Origin of the sequence: Paenibacillus sp. FSL H7-0716 (assembly GCF_038002705.1) — a bacterium.
Classification (GTDB): Bacteria; Bacillota; Bacilli; order Paenibacillales; family Paenibacillaceae; genus Paenibacillus_AQ; species Paenibacillus_AQ odorifer.
Genome location: NZ_JBBODA010000041.1, coordinates 1 through 21280, shown reverse-complemented (window position 1 = coordinate 21280; position 21280 = coordinate 1). Strand labels below are relative to the sequence as shown.

Annotated in this window: 18 protein-coding genes; 3 read left to right on the top strand and 15 right to left on the bottom strand. The window is 46.0% G+C overall.

Annotation, left to right across the window (positions count from 1 at the left end; all coding sequences use genetic code 11):
• Positions 1–556: 556 nt before the first annotated feature.
• Positions 557–1249 carry a TorD/DmsD family molecular chaperone gene (locus tag MHH60_RS29255; protein ID WP_076137914.1) on the bottom strand — a complete coding sequence of 231 codons (693 nt, stop codon included), beginning with the start codon at positions 1247–1249 and terminating at the stop codon, positions 557–559.
• A 417-nt stretch (positions 1250–1666) separates the two neighbouring features.
• Here MHH60_RS29255 and moaA point away from each other — a divergent pair, with 417 nt between their 5' ends.
• Positions 1667–2668 carry a GTP 3',8-cyclase MoaA gene (moaA, locus tag MHH60_RS29250; protein WP_076137916.1) on the top strand — a complete coding sequence of 334 codons (1002 nt, stop codon included), beginning with the start codon at positions 1667–1669 and terminating at the stop codon, positions 2666–2668.
• Positions 2669–2793: 125 nt separating this feature from the next.
• Here moaA and MHH60_RS33370 read toward each other — a convergent pair whose 3' ends face one another.
• From MHH60_RS33370 to MHH60_RS29235, 4 genes are read right to left on the bottom strand one after another with little or no spacing between them, the layout of a single operon-like run.
• Positions 2794–2904 carry an S-layer homology domain-containing protein gene (locus tag MHH60_RS33370; RefSeq protein ID WP_081389136.1) on the bottom strand — a complete coding sequence of 37 codons (111 nt, stop codon included), beginning with the start codon at positions 2902–2904 and terminating at the stop codon, positions 2794–2796.
• Between the two features lie 33 nt (positions 2905–2937).
• On the bottom strand, positions 2938–3990 hold the full coding sequence (locus tag MHH60_RS29245) for a HAMP domain-containing sensor histidine kinase (RefSeq protein ID WP_076137918.1): 1053 nt from the start codon (positions 3988–3990) through the stop codon (positions 2938–2940).
• Positions 3987–4664: a response regulator transcription factor gene (locus MHH60_RS29240; RefSeq protein WP_076137920.1), complete on the bottom strand. Its 678-nt coding sequence runs from the start codon at positions 4662–4664 to the stop codon at positions 3987–3989. The genes MHH60_RS29245 and MHH60_RS29240 overlap by 4 nt, the downstream gene beginning before the upstream one ends.
• Positions 4594–6450: an ABC transporter ATP-binding protein gene (locus tag MHH60_RS29235; protein ID WP_076137922.1), complete on the bottom strand. Its 1857-nt coding sequence runs from the start codon at positions 6448–6450 to the stop codon at positions 4594–4596. Before MHH60_RS29235 ends, MHH60_RS29240 begins: the two co-directional genes overlap by 71 nt.
• A 362-nt stretch (positions 6451–6812) precedes the next feature.
• Here MHH60_RS29235 and MHH60_RS29230 point away from each other — a divergent pair, with 362 nt between their 5' ends.
• Positions 6813–8048 carry an MFS transporter gene (locus MHH60_RS29230; RefSeq protein ID WP_306082312.1) on the top strand — a complete coding sequence of 412 codons (1236 nt, stop codon included), beginning with the start codon at positions 6813–6815 and terminating at the stop codon, positions 8046–8048.
• Between the two features lie 84 nt (positions 8049–8132).
• Here the strand turns inward: MHH60_RS29230 and MHH60_RS29225 are convergent, their stop codons facing one another.
• Entirely contained in the window at positions 8133–9839 is a 1707-nt protein-coding gene (locus tag MHH60_RS29225) for a glutamine--tRNA ligase/YqeY domain fusion protein (RefSeq protein ID WP_076137942.1), read from the bottom strand.
• Between the two features lie 230 nt (positions 9840–10069).
• On the opposite strand from MHH60_RS29225, the gene MHH60_RS29220 reads away from it, so the two are divergent.
• Complete coding sequence (locus MHH60_RS29220) at positions 10070–10618, top strand: GNAT family N-acetyltransferase (protein WP_036681941.1); 549 nt, start codon at positions 10070–10072, stop codon at positions 10616–10618.
• A gap of 94 nt (positions 10619–10712) precedes the next feature.
• Here MHH60_RS29220 and MHH60_RS29215 read toward each other — a convergent pair whose 3' ends face one another.
• From MHH60_RS29215 to MHH60_RS29175, 9 genes are all read right to left on the bottom strand, one after another.
• On the bottom strand, positions 10713–11357 hold the full coding sequence (locus MHH60_RS29215; RefSeq protein ID WP_081389133.1) for an MOSC domain-containing protein: 645 nt from the start codon (positions 11355–11357) through the stop codon (positions 10713–10715).
• The gene (locus MHH60_RS29210; RefSeq protein WP_038573668.1) at positions 11338–11868 is read right to left on the bottom strand and encodes a GNAT family N-acetyltransferase; all 531 of its coding nucleotides are present in this window, start codon (positions 11866–11868) and stop codon (positions 11338–11340) included. Before MHH60_RS29210 ends, MHH60_RS29215 begins: the two co-directional genes overlap by 20 nt.
• A 68-nt stretch (positions 11869–11936) precedes the next feature.
• A complete protein-coding gene (locus tag MHH60_RS29205) occupies positions 11937–13157 on the bottom strand; it encodes an MFS transporter (protein ID WP_036681946.1) in 1221 nt (406 codons plus the stop codon).
• Positions 13158–13617: 460 nt separating this feature from the next.
• Positions 13618–14445, bottom strand: a complete 828-nt coding sequence (locus MHH60_RS29200; RefSeq protein WP_036681949.1) for a formate/nitrite transporter family protein — start codon at positions 14443–14445, stop codon at positions 13618–13620.
• A 1063-nt stretch (positions 14446–15508) separates the two neighbouring features.
• The gene (locus MHH60_RS29195; RefSeq protein WP_076132597.1) at positions 15509–16873 is read right to left on the bottom strand and encodes an FAD-dependent oxidoreductase; all 1365 of its coding nucleotides are present in this window, start codon (positions 16871–16873) and stop codon (positions 15509–15511) included.
• 333 nt (positions 16874–17206) lie between these two features.
• The gene (locus tag MHH60_RS29190; protein WP_076132599.1) at positions 17207–18841 is read right to left on the bottom strand and encodes a formate--tetrahydrofolate ligase; all 1635 of its coding nucleotides are present in this window, start codon (positions 18839–18841) and stop codon (positions 17207–17209) included.
• 249 nt (positions 18842–19090) lie between these two features.
• The gene (locus tag MHH60_RS29185; RefSeq protein WP_076132601.1) at positions 19091–19567 is read right to left on the bottom strand and encodes a glutathione peroxidase; all 477 of its coding nucleotides are present in this window, start codon (positions 19565–19567) and stop codon (positions 19091–19093) included.
• A 141-nt stretch (positions 19568–19708) separates the two neighbouring features.
• Positions 19709–20575, bottom strand: a complete 867-nt coding sequence (locus tag MHH60_RS29180; RefSeq protein WP_076123968.1) for a M15 family metallopeptidase — start codon at positions 20573–20575, stop codon at positions 19709–19711.
• A 200-nt stretch (positions 20576–20775) separates the two neighbouring features.
• The gene (locus tag MHH60_RS29175) at positions 20776–21156 is read right to left on the bottom strand and encodes a hypothetical protein (RefSeq protein WP_341161188.1); all 381 of its coding nucleotides are present in this window, start codon (positions 21154–21156) and stop codon (positions 20776–20778) included.
• Positions 21157–21280: the final 124 nt, after the last annotated feature.

The window sequence follows — 21280 nt, the reverse complement described above, 5'->3', positions numbered from 1 at the left end:
ACAGCGGATTCCTCCTTTGCCCAATAGACTGTGTGCTGTGCCAATTGTTCATCACTATTAGGTTGGGTGGTGGATGATGTGCGTTTGTGCGTGGGGAGGCTAATGTACCGTGAACGTTTGCAATATGCGGTATACGCGGGTGATCTGCGTGGGTCGTTTGGACGGCGTACATTTGTATTTACTGCATTCTGTGTTTGGGCGACGCGGAGTGGATCTTAAACTAATTAGGGAAAAACTCCCTGAAAAAAGCTAATATTTTCTCTAAATGAACGAAATTAGGGATTTCCTCCCTGATAATAAGGGGGATTTCTTTAATTACCACCGAATCAGCTATATTTTAGGGAGGTTTTCCCTAATTATTAGTCTGATGACTGAAAATCCCAGAATTTCAGGGAGAAATTCCCCAATTATTCTATCGGCGCTTGAGTTGGGCAACAATAAGACGCTTCGGTTGGTACTTCAATTACTACTTCAGTTGGTGCTTCACACAACGTTTCTTTTCCACTTGACCAGCACGCAAAAGCCCGACCTATCAATTAGGTCGGGCTTTCTAATATTAAATGCTTGTAGCTGCACTGCTCTCCAATGAAGCTCTCCAGGAACGAAGCATTTGCAGATCAAGTGGCAGAAACTCCTCAAGCATATGTGAGAGGCCTAGATATAGCGGACTATCCGTCGCTGCATTCAGTTTCTGACAGAACTGCGGTGTCCATTGCAGTAGATGTTTTTCCAAAAAGGACTCCTGAATATCAAGCAGCTCCATAGCACTTCTTATTGAAAAGCTATTGTAAAGCATACGCTCATGCATGACTGCCATAAATTCGAGCTCAATAGCAATATGATCATCGGCTTCACCATTACACTTGTTGAATACAATTCCAGCGGAGGTGTACACATCCGCAAGCACGTTGCAGAAATCCTCCGAGCGACCTAAAATCGCTGCTTCGCGCAATTTAAAAGAACTAACGGACTGTTCTTGCATAAGCCGTTTATATTCCTTGCTCTCTTTCTCGCATATCATTGGCAGCTTGTTCGGTTCCTGACTCAAATAGCGCTTCAGCTCCCGACCGCCTTCCGTCATCTCAGCCGCTACACTCATCTGGCGATTGCGGCTCCATTGAGCCACTAGAGAGAGTGATGGTCTTCTACCCAAAAAATCCACTAAAAGCTGATATATTAATCCCCGACTTTCCAACCAACGGCTAAAAGCCTCCGGAACGGTGAGCGATGGAACAGTATGTGTACTCATTTTGCAAATCCTCCTCAATGGTTTCCCGGTCACTCTCTGTCACATTACCGACGTGCGGTTTCCGGTATCCTATTCTGTTTTCGCAAAAGTGAACGTTAAAACTAATCCGCACCTAGATTATATCGGATATTAAAAGCGCTTTCCGTGAGCATTCTATGTCTAAAAACTTTATTTGTCGTACTTTTGTCACACTTTCCGTTGTTCAATATGCGTTATCTTCTTATCTAGTTTGTCCAGTTTTATGTAATGAAACCCTGTCGTCCAGAACTTTGCTCATTGACGTGAATCCAAGCGGTCTTTAAAATTCTAAACAAGTATAAACATCTTCGCGTTTTGTCCTATTAGGGACGTTATGTTTGTATACGAGAAAGTATAAGAGCAATTTATCAGCCAGATTTAAAGGAAGGGAGCAACGCCATGGAGCCGCTGACGGACCCTTTTGGACGTTTACACGATTACATCCGCATTTCGGTTACCGACCGCTGCAACCTGCGTTGCATCTATTGTATGCCAGCGGAAGGGATGCAATTCCAACCGCAGGACGAGATTCTGAGTTACGAGGAAATTACCGCAGTCGTTAAGTCGCTAGCCCCTCTTGGATTACGTAAAGTACGACTAACTGGTGGAGAACCTCTTGTCCGCAAAGATCTGGAAAAGCTTGTTGCTATGATCTCTGCGATCCCAGGTATAGAAGATATTTCGCTGACTACAAATGGTTTAATGCTTCCAGCCAAAGCAGCACAGCTAAAAGAAGCCGGTTTGTCACGGGTAAACATCAGCCTAGACTCCTTACGGCAGGATCGATTTTCTATGATTACTCGTGGCGGCGAAGTTGCTAAGGTATTAAAGGGGATCGAGGCCGCACAAGCCGCCGGACTTCAACCGATAAAGCTTAACGTCGTATTGATGAAAGGGATTAATGACGACGAGATCAAAGACTTCATCTCCCTTACGCTGGAGAGTCCTCTAAATGTACGCTTTATAGAATACATGCCGATTGGCAGTGCTACTGATGCTTGGCGCCAGACTTATCTGCCTCTGGAAAGGGTTGTAGAAGCTTGTACTGAGGCTGGTTGGGAAACCGAAGCAGCAGAAATGCCCTCCGGGAATGGCCCTTCCCAGAATCGGCGGGTTATCGGAGCCCCTGGTACATTCGGCCTGATTCATCCGGTGAGCGATCACTTCTGCGATAATTGCAACCGCCTAAGACTTACCGCAGATGGGCACATCAAAGCTTGCCTGTATTGGGAAGATGAATACAATGTCCGTCCTTTAATAAGCGATCCTGCTGCTGTGCAGGCCTTATTCCGGAAAGCGCTGGGCAACAAACCCCATAATCATGAAATGGCCTTAGCTCTGGAAAAAAAAGCACAGAGCCACACGCCGACAGCTCGGCGCATGTCTCAAATTGGTGGATAAACGTCCATCCCGGTATTATAGTTCCTCTTTAAAATGCATAAATACAAAAAACGCCGCTTTCCCACTGAACAAACTGGGAAAGCGGCGTTGTGCTTAAAGCTTAGCGATGAGCTATTCAATCACTATTAGAGAGACAGAGCTTCGAGCAGCTTATAAATAGTCACCGCCGTCGCCGCCTCGGCTCTTGTAGCCTTTTTCTCAGGACGGAAGGTGTTATCTTCGAATCCACCCAGAATACTGGCTTCAGCTCTTTTTCACATACAGCAAGTTTATTTCATTCGTCCTGGCAAGCTCACCTTGAACGCTGTCCCTTCCCCAGGACGACTATTTACAGTTACCTTACCTTCATGCAGCTCAACGATTTTTTTAACCAGTGACAGACCCAGTCCACTACCGCCACCACTTGCGGTTCTAGCTTTATCTGCCTTATAGAAACGCTCGAAGATCCTAGGCAGATCTTCTTCCGAGATGCCAATCCCGCTATCTTGAATCTCCACCTCTACCTGCTCATCCACCATGCGAAGGCTAATATGGATGCAGCCGTTCTGCGGAGTAAACTTGATACTGTTCTGCAGCAGATTAGTCCAGACCTGACTCATTAAATCTTTTACAGCAGATACATTCACTTCTTCCAGTTCAGCCTCTACCTCTATATTTTTCTCCAACCACTGTGGTTCAGAAGCCAGAATCCTATCTCTAAGCTGCTTATCCAGGCGGTAAATCTGATTTTCAAACGGAAAATTGCCCGATTCAAGCGCGGACAGCTTCAATAAATTATCACTGAGCCCAGATACGCGGGTACTCTCAGCCACTATAATATTAAGGTAGTGCCTCCTGCTCTTCACACTCAGAGTTTCATCCTGCAGCGCAAGAGCAAACCCCCGAATAGAGGTTAGCGGAGATTGAATTTCATGCGATACATTAGAGATAAAATCCTGACGCATGGTCTCCATCTGGCTCAGTTCGCTGGCCATTACGTTGATACTCTCTACAATCTCACCAAAATCACCGTAGTCCTTAGTATTATCCAGTACCACATTGAAATCACCCTTAGCAATCCGCCCTAAACCTTCGATAATTGATTTATAAAAAACACGTTCCCAGCCCCGGAATAACTTGGAGGTTACCAATGCCATCATGAACAAAATCACAATTCCGACCATCACGCCGATTAACTGGGTCAAATACTCCGAAGAGGGGCGTCCAACCCTGCCATATATCCAGTTCATCAAGAAATAAGCTGCACTCCAGCTAATCCCAACGCCACCGAAGTAAATAAAAGTCATCCCAATCCGCTTAAGAAGCTCCTTAAACCGGTTCATGCCTCTGCCTCCAGCCGATAGCCTAATCCGCGGATGGTACGAATAACAAACCCGTATTTATCAGGAGCGAACCGTTCGCGCAAACGGTTGATATGCACATCGAGCGTCCGCTCATTCCCTTCAAAATCATAACCCCATATCTCTTCGATCAGCCTGTCTCTAGTCAACGTCTGCCCCGGATAGCTGCCCAGCTTAAATAACAGCTCAAATTCCTTAAGCGGTAAGGTAACTTCTCCATACGCTGAGGATACCTCATAGGTTTTACGATTCATTCGCAGCCGGCCAATCCCCACACTTTGTGCAGCAGAGATTTGGTAACGTTTGAGCAGTGCCTTTACTCGCGCAATAAGCACCACTGGCTCAAAGGGTTTGACGAGATAGTCATCACTTCCCAGCTCAAAGCCCTTCACAATTTGTGAGGTCTCCCCCTTAGCCGTCAACATCAATATTGGAAAATCATAGGTTTGGCGCATCTTCCGGCACAGCTCCCAGCCATCCAAATTGGGCATCATCACATCAATAATGGCTAAGTCTATGTTATGGCTCTCCAGAATCTGAAGAGCCTCCAGTCCATCAGAAACTCCATAGATGTCATCCATCCCCTCAGCTCTCAGAAATACTTCTACCAATTCGCGGATGTGCGGATCGTCGTCCGCTACTAGTATTTTTGTCATGTATCACTGGAGCCTCCTCTTTATTGTCTTGAATCTCAAGGTTATTCATCTGCAGCTGCTGGGTGGCAAATTCACGATATAGCTCATGGTTTTCCAGCAGTTCTTCATGTCTACCCATCCCGGTAATCTGGCCCTTTTCCATAAAAATAATCTGCTCAGCATTTACAACAGTAGCCAAACGGTGCGCAATTACAATCGTAGTCCGGCCCTTCATCAAATTGGACAGTGCCTTCTGCACTACGGCCTCTGATTGGCTATCCAGACTGGAGGTCGCCTCATCAAGCATAAGAATCTTTGGATTCCGCAGCAGCGCTCTAGCAATAGCAATACGTTGCCGCTGTCCATCCGAGAGCTTCACACCTCTCTCGCCAACATCCGTATTATATCCTTCAGGAAGCTCATCGATAAAGCCATCTGCATAAGCCATTGCTGCTGCTGCGCGCATCTCCTCCATGCTAACGTCGCGATCCAATCCATAGGTTAAATTCTCAGCAATCGTACCTGCCAACAATGGGCTTTCCTGTGAGACGTACCCGATCAGTTTCCGCCATGAGCGTAATGAGAAGGTTGACACTGGTTTATCACCTAGCTTAACCATACCTTTCTGAGGCTCATAGAATCGTTCGAGCAGTGAAAATAATGTAGTCTTGCCGCCCCCGCTCGGTCCAACAATAGCCGTCACCTGACCCGGAAGCATCCGGAAGCTTACATCGGTTAGCACATTCTCACCATTTTTATATCCAAAGCTTAGATCTTCTACCGAGATAGGACCTTCTGCACCGTTCGCCTCTTCCTGGCCCTCATATACCTCCTCTTCTGCTGCCAGGGTTTCAATAATGCGCTCTGATGCCCCTTTAGCCTTCTGAATCTGTGTAAAGAACGTGGTCAATTGAGTAAGCGGCATAATAATCTGAATAAGATACAGGATAAAGGCTACCAGCTCTCCAGCTGTCAAAGCCCCGGAAGATACCTGCATCCCGCCATAACCGATAATGACTACAAGTAACATCATAAAGACAAAAGAGACCAGTGGACTGATCATAGCGCTGATTTTGCCTTCACGAATACCAAAGGAGAGCAGGTTCGTAATTCCGGTTTTGCCTGCTTCGTACTCTTTTTTCTCTGCACCCGAGGATTTCACTAGACGGATCTCTGACAATACACCACTAAGTGTGGCGGTAAAAGAAGCTGTTTCGTCCTGCATGCCTTTGGAGATTTTGTACATCTGCCGTCCAAGTGGCACCAAAATCAACGCAGATAGTGGAAGAACGGTGAACAGAACAAGCGTCATCTTCCAGTTTAAAAATAACAGCACAGCAATGGAGCCCACAATGGAAATCACTCCGGTAAATAAGCTGGCCAGATGTTCAGAGATCAGCGTTTTGATGATCCCTGTATCATTCGTCATTCGGCTGACGCTTTCTCCTGTTCGATTATCATTGTAATAAGCTACTGGCAACACTAAAAATTTACGCCATAACCTGTCACGAAGACCTGCAACCATCTTCTGGCCTACATAATTCAGCAGATAGATAGAGATTCCCCCGGCGATCGTCTGCGCGATAAAAGCACCCGCTATGCCTGCAATTTGCAGCTTGCTGACGGAGGCCAAAGAAAAGCCATCCACCAGATTTTTGGTGAACATTGGGATCACCAGACTAACCAATGTCGAGATCATGCTTAGTGCAATGGCTATTGCCAATAAGCCGTATGAAGGCTTTGTTTCTTTTAATAATGTGAGGAATGGCTTCAGCGCCGTTTTCCCCTTAGCTTCGGATTTTTTCATGCAAAAGCTCCCCTTTTCTTGGTAAATCTGCGAGAAGAGTGTATCATCTCTGTTTCGCTTAACCCCATCCTAGCCCTGAATTGTAAACTGAAGTTAAACCCGTTGATTCGCTTTTGTAAGAACATAGATAGGGTAACCCTCAGGCATGTTCCTCGTAAGGAAGAGCAAACTCTTAACATTTCTGCCACCTGCAAACTTGTTATATGCGTTTTTTGTCACTTAGCGGATCAAATTTAAATAAACGTTAAAAAAATGTAAAAAAGTAAAAAAGGAAGTTTGTATCCCTTTTCAACACGTGTTACAGTGATAGAAGGGCCTAATATTGGTCAGTATATCCATGCAAGACATCTAGTGGGAAAGGAGTGACGCATTTGCGGAAAGGCGTTAACTATCCATCTTCTTTCACGTCTTTAAAATGGTTCAATTTTTTTGTATACGGAACCATGGTCCTCTTCACCAGCTTCTTTCAACTATACCTGCTGGATGTAGGGATGAACAAATTAGAGATCGGTGCCGTATTCTCTATGGGTGCGCTAGTATCCATCTTTGCAAATCCATTCTGGGCAATCTGGACTGACCGATACCAGAATATCCGGCGAATCGTTTTGCTTATGTTAATCGGAACGTTAGTGTTATCCCAGCTTATGTTTCGGGCAAATACATATGAGATGATCTACATCTCCATTCTTTTGTTCTATTTCTTCCAAGGACCGTTATTTGCTCAGAGCAATACGATGATTCTCAGCTATATTGACGGAACTAACTACCGCTTCCGTTCTTTTCGGCTTTGGGGTTCATTGGGGTGGGCACTAATTGCAATTGCCGCCGGATTGGTCCTTGATTGGGCTGGTGTATCTATCTTGTCCTATCTGTTTGCAGGCTTACTATGTGCATCAATGTTATCCATTCTTGCATTACCGAAACTTAACCATACCATTGGCATGGCTCCCATGCCGTATAGAGGCTTCAGCAAACTCATTTATAACCCCTTTTTCTTGTGTTTCATATTGTTTGGTATCCTAGTTTCCATACCGAACACCATGAACACTACATTCATGTCTTTGTATATTACGGATCTAGGCGGCTCCAAGGGAATGATTGGTCTCGCAGTATTCCTCTCCTCTATTTTGGAAGTGGGTGTATTTGTTCTCTGCGACCGATTCCTTAAACGTAAAATATCTGTTCTGCTCGGCTGGCTTGCGCTGGTTAGCGCTTTATTCGTACTACGATGGTGGTTTATGGCGGACGCAACTACAGCCCTCCAAGTAGTGCTCATTCAAATTTTACACTGCATAACATTTGGTGGTTTTTTCTATGTTGGCACTCAACTGACCATGCTTCTTATTCCAAGACCTTACCGTGCTTCAGGACAAGCGCTCTACACACTGACTTGGAGCGGCATAGCCGGTATTGTTGGAGGAGTTCTCGGAGGGTGGATGTATCAAAATCTAGGGGCACAGAGCATGTACCAAGCGGGTGTCTTCTTAACACTGTTTGGAACGCTTGGCTTTACATTCATGTGGCTCTTTGTAAACCGTGGAGGCTACCGGCCCCCTACAGAGGATGAGGAAGAACTCTCTCACATCGAAATATTATAAGCGAAAATATAAAAACAGGCTCAAACGTACCTAAACGGGACGTTTGAGCCTGTTTTATTATAAAGAACCTGAACAAATCAAGTGTTAGCCTTGTTTTGGAGGCTGAAATGAACTCTTCAGTGAAACGATAAGATTGAATACGAGATGCCCAGGCGCCGAATATTTGCTATCTACATTAAAATAGCCATGACGGAAGAACTGGAATTTATCCTGAGCCACACTGTCCTTAAGCGCGGGTTCCACAAACCCTTGTAAGATTTCAATGGATTTAGGATTAAGCTGATCCAAGAAGCTAGGTTCCGCTTTCTCTACCGTGGAATCCAGACCTTCGACTTCTGCAGCTTCATCTACTTCTTCAGCAGAAATCAGCGGCTCGTATAAACGGAATTCTGCAGGCACAGCTTGACTAGCTTCTACCCAGTGCAGAGTACCTTTTACCTTGCGGCCTGTAAATCCACTGCCACTCTTTGTTTCCGGATCATACGTACAATGCAGTTCAACAACCTCGCCATTCTCATCTTTAATGACTTCATTACATTTGATGAAATAAGCATGCTTCAGGCGTACTTCATTGCCGGGGAACAAGCGGAAATATTTATTGGGCGGATTCTCCATAAAGTCGTCGCGCTCAACATAAATCTCACGAGAGAACGGAATTTGGCGTACACCCATTTCTTCATTCTCTGTATTATTTTCCGCTTCAAGCCATTCTGTTTGGCCTTCCGGATAATTGGTGATAACAACCTTAAGCGGACGAAGTATAGCCATGGTGCGAGGCACAGTTAACTTAAGGTCTTCCCGGATAAAGTGCTCCAGCATTTGCAGGTCCACTAGCCCCTGACTCTTAGAGATCCCTGCCTCGAACACGAATTTACGAATCGCTTCCGGCGTATATCCTCTACGGCGCAGGCCGGAGATCGTTGGCATCCGCGGATCGTCCCAGCCATCCACATGTTTTTCGTCTACCAGCAGCTTCAGCTTACGTTTACTAGTCATGGTTTGAGCGAGATTCAGACGGCCAAATTCATATTGATGCGGAACAGAAGGCATCTCACATTCCGCTACGACCCAATCATAAAATGGGCGTTGATCTTCAAACTCAAGCGAACAAAGGGAGTGAGTCACTCCTTCAATAGCGTCCTCAAGTGGATGAGCGAATGTATACATCGGATAGATGCACCATTTATCCCCTGTATTATGGTGATGCGCATGAGTAATCCGATAGATGACAGGATCACGCAGATTAATATTTGGTGAAGCCATATCGATCTTGGCACGAAGAACCTTCTCACCATCTTTGAATTCCCCTGCCCGCATACGGCGGAACAGATCCAAATTCTCTTCGATGCTGCGCTCACGATGTGGACTGTTCTGTCCTGGCTCTGTCAGCGTTCCCCGCAATTGGCGAATTTCATCCGCGCTGAGGTCATCTACATAAGCTTTACCTTTAGTAATTAATAATTCGGCACGTTTGTACATTTCCTCAAAATAATCCGATGCAAAACGCAGCTCTTCCCATTCATAACCCAACCACTTTACATCTTCCTGAATGGAGTTCACATATTCCGTATCTTCTTTGGCAGGATTCGTGTCGTCAAATCTTAGGTTAGTCTTGCCACCGAACTCGTCCGCCAGTGTAAAGTTAATCCAAATCGCCTTGGCATGTCCGATATGTAAGTAACCGTTCGGCTCCGGCGGAAAGCGTGTGACAACTTCTTTTACTTTACCCGTACGGAGGTCTTCGGTAATAACATTTTTAATAAAATTGGAGGGGGTAGTACGGTTCTCCACAGCTATCAACCTTTCGTTCTGTAGTGTTACACTACTTCTTGTATAAACATGTTTCCTACTAATATACCCGTTAACTGTAGATTGTTCAATAAAAGGGGGCACATGGCCTGGATCAATTTTTAGCATCTTTAGACCTTTTGACTTCTCTGCTGGCGATAGAGTAGCATGATAATCATAAGAAAAAATCCATAATCATACATAAGGCCTTGTGCCGAAAAGGAGGCAACCGCTTGTTTAATTATGTCATCGACGAAGAGCTTATCTTAAAGCCACTCATGCCTGAGCATGCTAGGCACATATTCGCGTTAGTGGAGCGCTCGCGGGAACGACTTAGGCAATGGCTTCCTTGGGTTGATGCCGTTACGGAACAGGATCACACCCTTAATTTCATTAAAAATGCTATAAAACAAGGCACTGACAATGGCGCCTTCACTGCTGGACTTTGGGTCCGCGGCGAGCTGGCTGGCGTCATTGGGTATCACCAGATTGACTGGCATAACCGTTCCGTAGGGATTGGTTATTGGCTTGGTGATGGCTATGAAGGCAAAGGTTATATGACCAGTGCCTGCCGAGTTCTAGTAGACTACGCCCTGCTGGAAATGGAGCTGCAGCGGGTAGAAATTCGCTGCGCAACCGCCAACGTAACTAGCCGGGCAATTCCTGAACGGCTTGGTTTTGTGCTCGAAGGTGTGATCAGACAGGCAGAAAAGCTGCCCGATGGCTACGTGAATCACGCCGTATATGGTTTATTGCGTAGTGAGTGGCAGCTGCTCGGCTAAGTTACTTAAGCAAAGCAAAGTTAAACAAACACGCAAGCAGAAAAAAACCTGGCTGGCATACGCCCCCAGGTTTATTTTATTGAGCAGACCCAGATTAGATCTCTGGCATACCCAGCTGTTTTCGAAACTTGTTCCGTACTACGGCTGAGAGGGCTTCCAGCTCCACAAGCTCTGCCCAAGCAGCTTCCTCTTGCAGCCCAACCTGCATTAAATGCAATACATGCGCCACGGAAGCATTGCTGTCTCCGTTTTCTTTTTTGACAATTGCATCGCCGGTTGAAATCATTCCTTCACGAAGTACACGCAAGTAAAATCCGCTATACCTTGTATCCAGAACTTGAGCCGGAAGATCTGCGGGTCCATGCTTTTGTGAGATTTTGAAGCAAGGATATCTTGGCTGGCTAACCTGAAGCAGAGTGGTGCCTATTTCATATACATCGCCAATACACACCTCTGTCTCCAGCAGACCTGTGGTGGTGATATTTTCTCCGAAAGCCGAGTACTCCAATTTCTTTCCCAGCTGCTGTTCCCAATAAGAATAATGCTCAATGGGATAGGCGCACACCGCCTTGTCCGGACCTCCATGATGTTTAAGATCTGCCTGACCATCTCCAACAAATCCATTGGTATGAAGCTGAACCGATCCTTCTACAGGCGTTTTATAAATTCCGGTCTCCAAAGGTTTTCCCCGATAATCCACCGTCACCGGCCGACCGACATTAAGCGAGACGATCTCCATATCCATTTCCTCCTGTCAGCATGCAGCTCATAAATATCTCATCCACATAACGGCCGCCAAGATAAAACTCCTCCCGCAGACGTCCCTCTTCCACAAAACCGCATTTCCGGTAAAAAGAAATCGCTGATTCATTACAGGATAATACACGCAGGCGAAGCTTACGAATAGCATGCGCCGCAGCATGTTCCTTAATGGCTTCCATGAGCTGCCGGCCGATGCCTAAACGTTGATAGTTCGGATGAACAGCAATATTAACCTCGCACACATGCCGGTTGCTCTCCATTCTACTAGGGCAGCCAAACCCGACATATCCACATAGCTTGTCATCTTGCAGTGCTACGAGCTGAGAGCCCGGAGGAGCATTCAGCAAGAAATCCTCTTGTGAGCGCCACAACATAGGTCCCGGGCTAGTGTCCTCTGTCCAAATCAGATGGTCCAGATCAATCAGTTCTCGCACGTCTTTAATCTCTGATGGTCTAATAGTTAACCTTGCCTTGTTGATTTGTTTCATAAGATGTACACCCCTTGCCTTGCACCTCTATAGAATTCACAGCAGATGTTGGAATCCACTGTGTATAGTTATCTTACGGACCGCTCTAACGAATGGCCTTTACGATTGACTAAAGAATGGATGACGAAAAATCCTACAGACAGCAGCGCCATCGCACAGGCCAGCCAGGCTGTCGGTGCCAAACCACCGCTATCATACAGTCTGCCCATGAAGTAAGGGCCAATGACTCTCCCGACCGCACCAATCCCTCCGCTTAGTCCCAAATAAAATGGTGCGCTGCGCCCCGCATGATCCGAGATAAAGGATGGCATCGCTGGAGAAATCAGCATTTCTCCCAGTGTAGCAAGCACCATTCCGAGCACTAAGCCAGGATAATTAGGCATCCACAAAAGAAACGCATAGCCACCCAAATAAAACAGGGCACTTGCAGTCATTTGCGCCGTTGAGGTAGACGCGAACCAGCGCTTAATCATTGTTACCAATGGCTGAGCTGCAAAAATCAAAATACCGTTCAGTGTCCAGAGAAAACCATAAGTTTTCTTAGGCCAGCCCTCTGAAATAATGAACGGAGATACCCCTGTATTCCAGATAGAGTTACCGAGAAGCAGGAACAAAGAACCGATCCCCATATAAAGATAAATACGAGTATGCCCCATTAGCTTCCACGTGGATTGTTTCTCTGGTTCATTCTTCTGATGCCCCATTACCTCATGCGCAGGTTCTCCACCGATTTTCTTCAGATATATAAAAAAGAAACCCGCAAATACCGCCGAAGTTACACCATTCATTACAAAGCTTAGCATATAGGAAATATCAGCCAAAAACCCACTTAATGCCGTACCCAGTGCTACACCAATATTATTGGCGACATAAATAACATTAAACAGCTCACCACGCTGCTTCGTGAAACGAAAGCCGATAAATGCCTGAATGGCCGGTAATGATAAGGAATTAAATAATCCTACCAGTCCCATTGCAACCATAAATAACGTCCAGTTGTTACTAGCTGCCGGCAAGGTGAACAGTGCTAAAGCATTCATGGCGAGCGCACCGACAATCAGCCGGTTAACGCCTACCTTATGATAGAGTGAGCCTCCGAGTAGTTGACCCACGATCCCACCAACCGATTGAATAAGAATCACCAGTCCAGCATCTGACATGCTGCGTCCAAGCTCATCAAATACATACATCGTAACGAGCGGCCACATCAGCGCACTACCTGTTGCGTTAATTAGGCTGGCAATTAGAAATATTTTCACTTCTTTTGGATATGCCTGTAAAAACTTCATAAGTAGTGTACATCCCCTGTTATATATGTGTCATTAATTCATCCAGTATCATCCCAAAACAGGGCTATGAGCAAGCATACACATTGACGTTTTATCGTGATAAAGTACGCATGAAATCTAGAGGATAAAACGCACATATCGCATGAAATATCCCGTCTCCCTTGGGGTTCACGTCCGCAGTCCTCCCTAGTTCTAATATCTATTCTTATTTTAAAGCCGTGGCTGTCGTCCGTAAAGCAAACTAAACAAGAAGAAACTGATTCGCTATCCGAAAGACGGGGTAATAGAGCCTAGAAACACTCCCCCTTCAAAATTCGCCGTGATCCGATTTCGTTCCCCCGAGCGCGGATATATCACGGCGGATTTTTTTGTGTCTACATAACAAAAAGCACCCCTAAAACATTAACGCCACCAATAAGGCAGACCTTGAATGTTCTATGGAGTGCTCTATAAGACGAGCTTAAGCGTGTTTTTTGACACTGCTGCCGGACATGCTATCTACGGATTGAATAGCCGTAGGTGCTTTACGCAAGTATGCCATCCAATAGGCAGCTGCGACAAATATTGCTCCACCCGTTAGATTGCCGAGCCAGACGGGAACAAAGTTAGTGAAGTATTGCCCCCATGAATAATAACCTTCAAAAATAGCTGCTGGAATTAGGAACATGTTAGCTACAACGTGCTGGAATCCGATCGCAACAAAGGCCATTGTTGGAAACCAAATACCAAGGATTTTGCCGCTGAAGTTATCTGCTCCGTAGGAGAGCCATACGGCCAGTGCAACGAGCCAGTTACAGCCGATACCCGAAACAAATGCCGGAAAGAATTCTGCATCGATTTTATGACCAGCCATATCCACCAATTTTTCTAAATATACACCCTCTGAAGTTAAACCCACCACATGACCGAAGAAATAAGCTACAAATAATGCCCCTGCCAGATTACTAATCGTAATGAGCAAAAGATTCTTCACAACTTCCCAGAAAGAAATCTTCTTAGCCATAAAAGCGAGCGGCACGGCCATCATATTTCCTGTTAGCAGTTCTCCACCTGCAAGGAGTACCATGATCAGCCCAACGGGGAAGACTGCGGCTCCGATAAAGTTAGCAATGGAACCCCATTCCTGTGGTGCGCCAGCAATGACGCGAATATCTAATAAAAACCCGAGCGCAATAAACGCTCCTCCCAAAAAGCCCAGAATAAGTACGGTACTTAGCGGATTATGAGCTTTTTTTATGCCGTTCTCTACAGTTACTTCGGCAATTTGCTGCGGTTTGCTATAAGCCATGGTTCCTATCCCCTTCATCTATTTACTTCAAATTTGTTCCTTTATGACCATTGTAGCGTGTCGTAAAACACATTAACGTGATAATTATCACTTTGAGAAAACTAAGTGAAAGTTTTCACTGACATGTCAAATTTACTCCGACCTGTGCACAATTAGAAGTTTGCGACTGACCTACTAAGCCAGCATATCTTGTTTCGTTGGATTACATTTGGGCGTACGCAGCAGCTATCGGACTCAGTTGACCCTATATGCAGCTATATCTCACTGGAGCTATACCTAACTGGAGTCATACCTCACTGGAGTCATACCTCACTATAGTCATACTTCACTATCGTCATACTTCACTATCGTCATACTTCACTATCGGCATTCTATCGGACTCGGATGACTCTAATCGTAGCTTTTGAGCATATTTGGCCCACACCCGGACATCGGACCCAGATGCCCCTAATCTTAACTTTCGAGCACATTTGGCTTGCTATTGGACCCCATAGTCGCTATTAGCACGAAAAACACACTAGTTGTACCTCATTCCATGTAATAGCTGCATTGGAGTCCGAAACCACGCTCAAACGGCGATTAATTGCTAAATAGCGGCTTCTGAGTCCGAAAGCTTCTGCGGAGGGCGATGATTCAGCACGATCGGACTCAGATGACCTTATACGTAGCTTTTGAGCACATTTGGCTTGCTATCGGACCCCATAGTCGCTATTAGCACGAAAAACACACTAGTTGTACCTCATTCTATGTAATAGCTGCATTGGAGTCCGAAATCACACTCAAACGGCGATTAATTGCTAAATAGCGCCTTCTGAGTCCGAAAGCTTCTGCGGAGGGATGATGACTCAGCACGATCGGACACAGTTGACCCTAGTCGTAACTTTTGAGCATATTTGGATTGCTACCATCACCGAAGCCATTGGATTGCATCTACCCAAGCAGCTAATCATTCTGCACCTAACAAAAAAAGCAGCAATCCTCCCGTTACAGGAGAATCGCTGCTTTTCTAGCTTTATAAGGTTGTCTTTTCGTCGATAAATCACTCAGAAACAATCGTTTCTTTTTAAACCGTTACAGCCTCTTTGCTTGGTACTGTTGTCGGCAGCGCTTGAAGACCTACTGTATTCAGGAAGTTCCAAGGTTTGTTGTAATGCGGTTGGAAGAAGAAATCGATAAAGGCTAGTTGGTCGATTGTCATTTGATTTTGAATACATACAGACACTGTGTTGATCGATTGCGTCAGATCCATCTTGGACATAATTTGAGCCCCGAGAATACGGCGTGTGGCGCGATCAAACACTACTTTTAACTGAACCTGCTCAAAGGTTGGCATAAATTCCGGACGGTAGTTATCAATAATCATGGCGGTTTCTACGTCCATTCCTTCAGCCTTAGCTCCTTCTTCAGTAAGCCCTGTTGCAGCGATATTGTCTTCATAAATCTTAATGCCCGAAGTCCCTTGTGTACCCATATAAGGAATGGTTTCTGTTACCAAGTTGCGTGCAACTAAGGTTCCCATCCGCACAGCATTGGTTGCCAGTGGGATATAGGCGTGTTTGCCTGTAGGGTTGTAATGAATCGCACAGCTGTCGCCAGCGGCATATACATCCGGGCAGCTAGTCTGCATATAGTTATTGACTACAATGGCACCATTAGGCAGCATATCGACTTGACCTTTTAAGAGTTCAGTATTAGGACGGAAACCAATGCAGAGAATGACCAGATCTGTCTCATGCTCACCTTTGCTTGTAATAACTTTTGTAACCTTACCGTCTTTGCCTGCAAAAGAGCTGACCTTCTCATTCAGTGCCAATTTAATCCCATGATCCTGAAAAGATTGTTCGATCGGTGCAGTAAATTCTTGGTCCAGATATTTACTCAGAATGCGATCTTCACCATCAATTAGCGTAACTTGCTTACCATTCATTTGAAAAGCTTCCACCAGTTCAACGCCGATATATCCAGCACCGACGACGGTTATTTTATTCGCTTGTTTAGCTTTTTCTATAATAGTGTTGGAATGATCATAGTTCTTGGAAAGTAAAATCCCCTCGAGTTCAAACCCTTCAAGCTTCGGCACAATCGGCCATGAACCTGTAGTCATAATCAGCTTATCGTAGGTGTCAGCGAACTCGCGGCCTGTCTCCAGATTGCGAACACGTAATGTTTTGGAATTCGTATCCACTGCAGTTACTTCATGACGCATATTGGTCTTTACGCCAAGCTCTGCAAGCTTTTCTGGTGAAGAATAGAATAGCCCCTCTGGGTCTTTGACCACTCCACCTACATACAAGGCAATTCCACAGGATAAGAAGGAAATATTATCATTACGCTCATATACAGTAATCTCGGCATCCGGGTAAAGCTGAGCAGTATTCACAATTGCGGCGGTTCCGGCATGGGTACATCCAATGACAGCTACTTTCATTATTTCTTCCTCCTTCAAATGGACAATCGGGTTATATATTTGACTTGCATGACCGATCAATGATGGAATCTGATCAACAATGGGTTGGTTGTGATTAATTTCACTTTATAAACTGATTATATTGTGATATTTATCACATTACAAGTCTTTTTTACCTATATCCTCATATTGTTCACAATTTTAAGTTTTTTTCCGCCACTGCTGCCGAATGCGACTCCGTTAGCTTTGCCACGTGGGAGGTACATTATGATCCGCATTTTGCAGGAATTCAAAGGAAACATAAAAAAGGCTTCCCCTCTAATTCAATAAGGAGAAGCCTTTTATAAAAACACTTTACACCAGACCGTGAATCTCGCCGTCCTCGTCCATCCATAGTCCCTCAGCAGCTGGCTTAGCTGGCAGACCTGGCATCGTAACGATATTGCCTGTAATAACTACCGCAAAGCCGGCACCAAGTGAAAGGGTAATATCTCGGACACCAATCGTAAAGCCTTCAGGTGCTCCGAGTAGTCTAGGCTGGTCGGAGAAGGAATAAGGTGTCTTCGCCAAACATACTTGAAGATCATTTAGCCCAAGCCGCTCGATAACCGCCAGACTCCGCTTAGCCGCCGGAGAAAAGTTCACTTCTGCCCCGCGGTAGATCTCACGGACAATTTTGTTAATTTTGGATGAAATGTTGAGATCCTTCTCATACAAAGGAGCAAACTGGCTCGTGCCACTATTGTCCAAGAGCTTGTTCAGCTCAGAAGCCAGCTCCTGTCCACCTGCACTACCTTCCGCCCATACTTTTGAGATCGCAGCCGGCACGTTTAAATTGCGGCAGGCCTCCAGTACATCGTTAATCTCGCCCTCACTGTCCCCTTCAAAATGATTTATGGCAACTAAAACAGGGACTCCAAATTTACCGAGATTCTCTACATGACGTTCTAAATTCACCAATCCCGCGCGCAGCGCCGTCCGATTCTCGGTTAGAAGCTCACCTTTAGGCACACCACCGTTATATTTTAAGGACTTAACAGTTACAACAAGAACAGCAGCAGAAGGAGTCAACCCGGCCTGTTGGCATTTGATATCCATGAATTTCTCTGCACCAAGATCCGCTCCGAAGCCTGCTTCGGTGACCACAACCTCTCCCAGCTTAAGGGCATAACGAGTGCCAATAACACTGCTGCAGCCATGAGCGATATTCGCAAACGGCCCCCCGTGCACAATAACAGGCGTACCTTCCAGAGTCTGTACCAAGTTTGGCTTAACTGCTTCCTTAAGCAGCGCTGTCATCGCTTCAACGGCCCCGATTTGCTCAGCTGTTACCGGTTGTCCCTCTTGGTCGTAACCAATCAGAATACGATTTAAACGCTTCTTGAGATCAATAAGGTTATCGCATAGGCATAACACAGCCATAATCTCAGAAGCTGTTGTAATCTGAAAGCCACTTTCCCGTACCGCTCCATTTCCGTCCCCGAGCCCAGTCACAATACTGCGCAGGCTGCGGTCATTCATATCCATGACACGTTTCCAAACGATACGCTGCGGATCCAGTCCCAGCTCATTGCCTTGGAAGATATGATTGTCAATCATAGCGGACAATAAATTATGCGCAGAAGTTACTGCATGAATGTCACCGGTAAAGTGCAAATTAATCTCATCAGCCGGAACAATCTGCGACTTCCCGCCGCCTGTTGCACCGCCCTTCATCCCTAAGCAAGGCCCAAGCGAGGGCTCACGTAAAGCAGCCACAGTCTTCACACCTGCTGCATTCATTGCCTGCGCCAACCCGATGGTTGTTAAGGTCTTACCCTCTCCAGCAGGGGTCGGATTCACCGCAGTGACCAGAACCAGCTTGCCATCTGGCTTGTTTTTCATATCCTCCCATAAGGAAGGTGAGAGTTTGCTTTTATATTTGCCGTATAGTTCCAGATGCTGCTCGTCGATTCCTGCTTGTGCTGCTACCTCTGTAATTAACTTCATGCTTGTATAAAACCCTCCTGCCGTTATTATCCTGCTGTACTCCGCTTTTTTATGCATGTTCGCACAGTTGCTATATTCTCTTCAAAGGATACATCGTCTTTTTAAAGCGTCAAGTATAATTTATCACAATAAAAATTCAAGGCAATCTCCATTAATCCTTTAAAAAAAAGAAAATCCCCGCGAGCATCGGTCGAAACCGAGTCGAAGGGATACTTGAAAGATCACTCTGCAACTGACCCCATAATGGATCTACAGTAGTGACTCAATATGTTGTTTCATCGTTTCCGGCGATTCTTTGGGCTCCACACGAGCCACTACATTGCCGCTGCGATCAATTAGAAATTTCGTGAAATTCCAGCTAATGTCGCTGCTGTCTCCAGCACCAGGCTGCTGCTCCTTCAAATATTTAAAAAGCGGGCTGGCATCCGGTCCATTAACATCAACTTTGGCGAAGACCGGAAAGGTAACTCCATAATTAATCTGACAGAATTCCTCAGCCTCTTCACTCGTACCTGGCTCCTGGCCCGCAAACTGGTTGCAGGGGAATCCTAATACTGCAAGTCCTTGATCGCTATACTGTTCGTATAGTTTCTGAAGGTCTCCATACTGTGGCGTAAGTCCGCACTTACTAGCCGTATTAGCAATCAGCAGCACCTTACCTTCATACTCCGCAAACGGCACTTCTTTACCCGAAGGTGTAACGCCGGCAAAATTGTAGATCGACATCTTTATTCCCCTTCCTTCCTTGTACTTAGACTACACTACGTATCTTACCCGAACTGTAAGGGAATGCAACTTCTGAGCTTTTTTTATTGCCATAGAAAAAGCAGCCCTACAAATTTCATAGGACTGCTCTCTGCGTCTGTGTTATTTCGATACCGGAATTGCGTCATAATATTCTTCCAACGTAATATCCTTCTCATTGATATAGGCAGCAATGTCCTTACCTACATAACGGATATGCCAAGGCTCGTACTTATATCCGGTAATGTCTTGCTTACCTTCAGGATATCTGATGATAAAACCATATTCTCCTACATGCTTGGCCAACCACTCGGCTTCCTTCGTTCCACCAAAACAGCTCTCGGCGGCACACTTGCCATCACTTCCCGAGACATCAATAGCCAGCCCGGTCTGATGCTCGCTATAGCCAGGGACTGCACTGTAAGTACGGGCTTTTTCTTCCCCATCTCTCTCCACATAACGGTTATACAAAGTCGTCTGGGTTGCCTGTGAGCGGTAGGCAGAAACGCCCGCTAAATAAATTCCGTCTTCCTCTGCACCTGCGAACATCTTCTCCAAGGCTTTAGCGGCTTCGCTGCGCATCATACGCTTTTCGATTTTCTCTTTGAAGGTAAAACGGACATCAGGATAGACAAGATCCGTTGGTTTATAATTATCAGGCAAACCATACTGCTTATTTACCATCACTGTAATACTATCAGGCTCTGCAGATATAGGATCTGGTACACTACCGGCATTATCACCGCCTGATTCAGGCGGACTGGAGGGTTCTGATGGATCTGGTGTATCAGATGGATCAGCTACTGCCGGGTCTGTAATCCCCCCTCCATCACTTTCCCCCGTATCCCCAGGCTCACCTTGAAGATTATCCCCCACATTTATATTTGAACCGTTACTCTCCGAAGCAGAAGGAGACGTGTACTTTCCTATTCCCCAACCGACAGCAATAACGACAATTAACAAGATTATAATTTTAAATTTTTTTGACATCTGTAAGTTCTTCCTCCTCGAAGCCGAACATTCTATTTATCTATTAGACAGGCTTTCCTTCATAAATGTTTCACTAAGAACCTAATTTAAATATAAAAATCAATATGTTCTACGCTATAAAATAAAGGTTACCATAGGTCATTAGCTTCAGCGCTAACTACCCTATGGTAACAAGTTTCATCTATAAAACTCTACTAACTTTATCTGGAAGTACCGCGACCGCCGCTTTTAAAGCCACCGGATCCATTGCTACGGCCACCGCGTGAAGATCCGCCGCCGCCGTTGCGGCCGCCTTTGCCAGCAGCGCCACCCTTGGCACCGGCGTATCCTCCTTTGCTGCCTTTACCACCTTTGCCGCCTCTAGACGGGCCTGCACCGTAGCCGCTGCCTAAGCCGCCACGTGGAGTGCCTCCAGTGTAGGCACCGCCGTCCGCACCTCTAGCTACGTTCTCACTGTAGCCAGTGCTTGGGCCGCCCTTCCGGTTCGCACCGCGCGAACCGGCGCTAGGCGTTGCCGCGTTGCCGCTGGCAGACGCTTCGCCTCGGGAGGCGAAGGCGCCATAGCCGCCGCCTACTCGCACTACGCCGGCAGCCTTGCCGCCGCCCTTAGGAGCAGCAGCGTCATAGCCGCTGCCGCCACGCTTGCCCGCCGCCGCATCGGAACGACCGCGGCGTCCTTCTGCAGGCGCACCCCAGCCGCCTGCT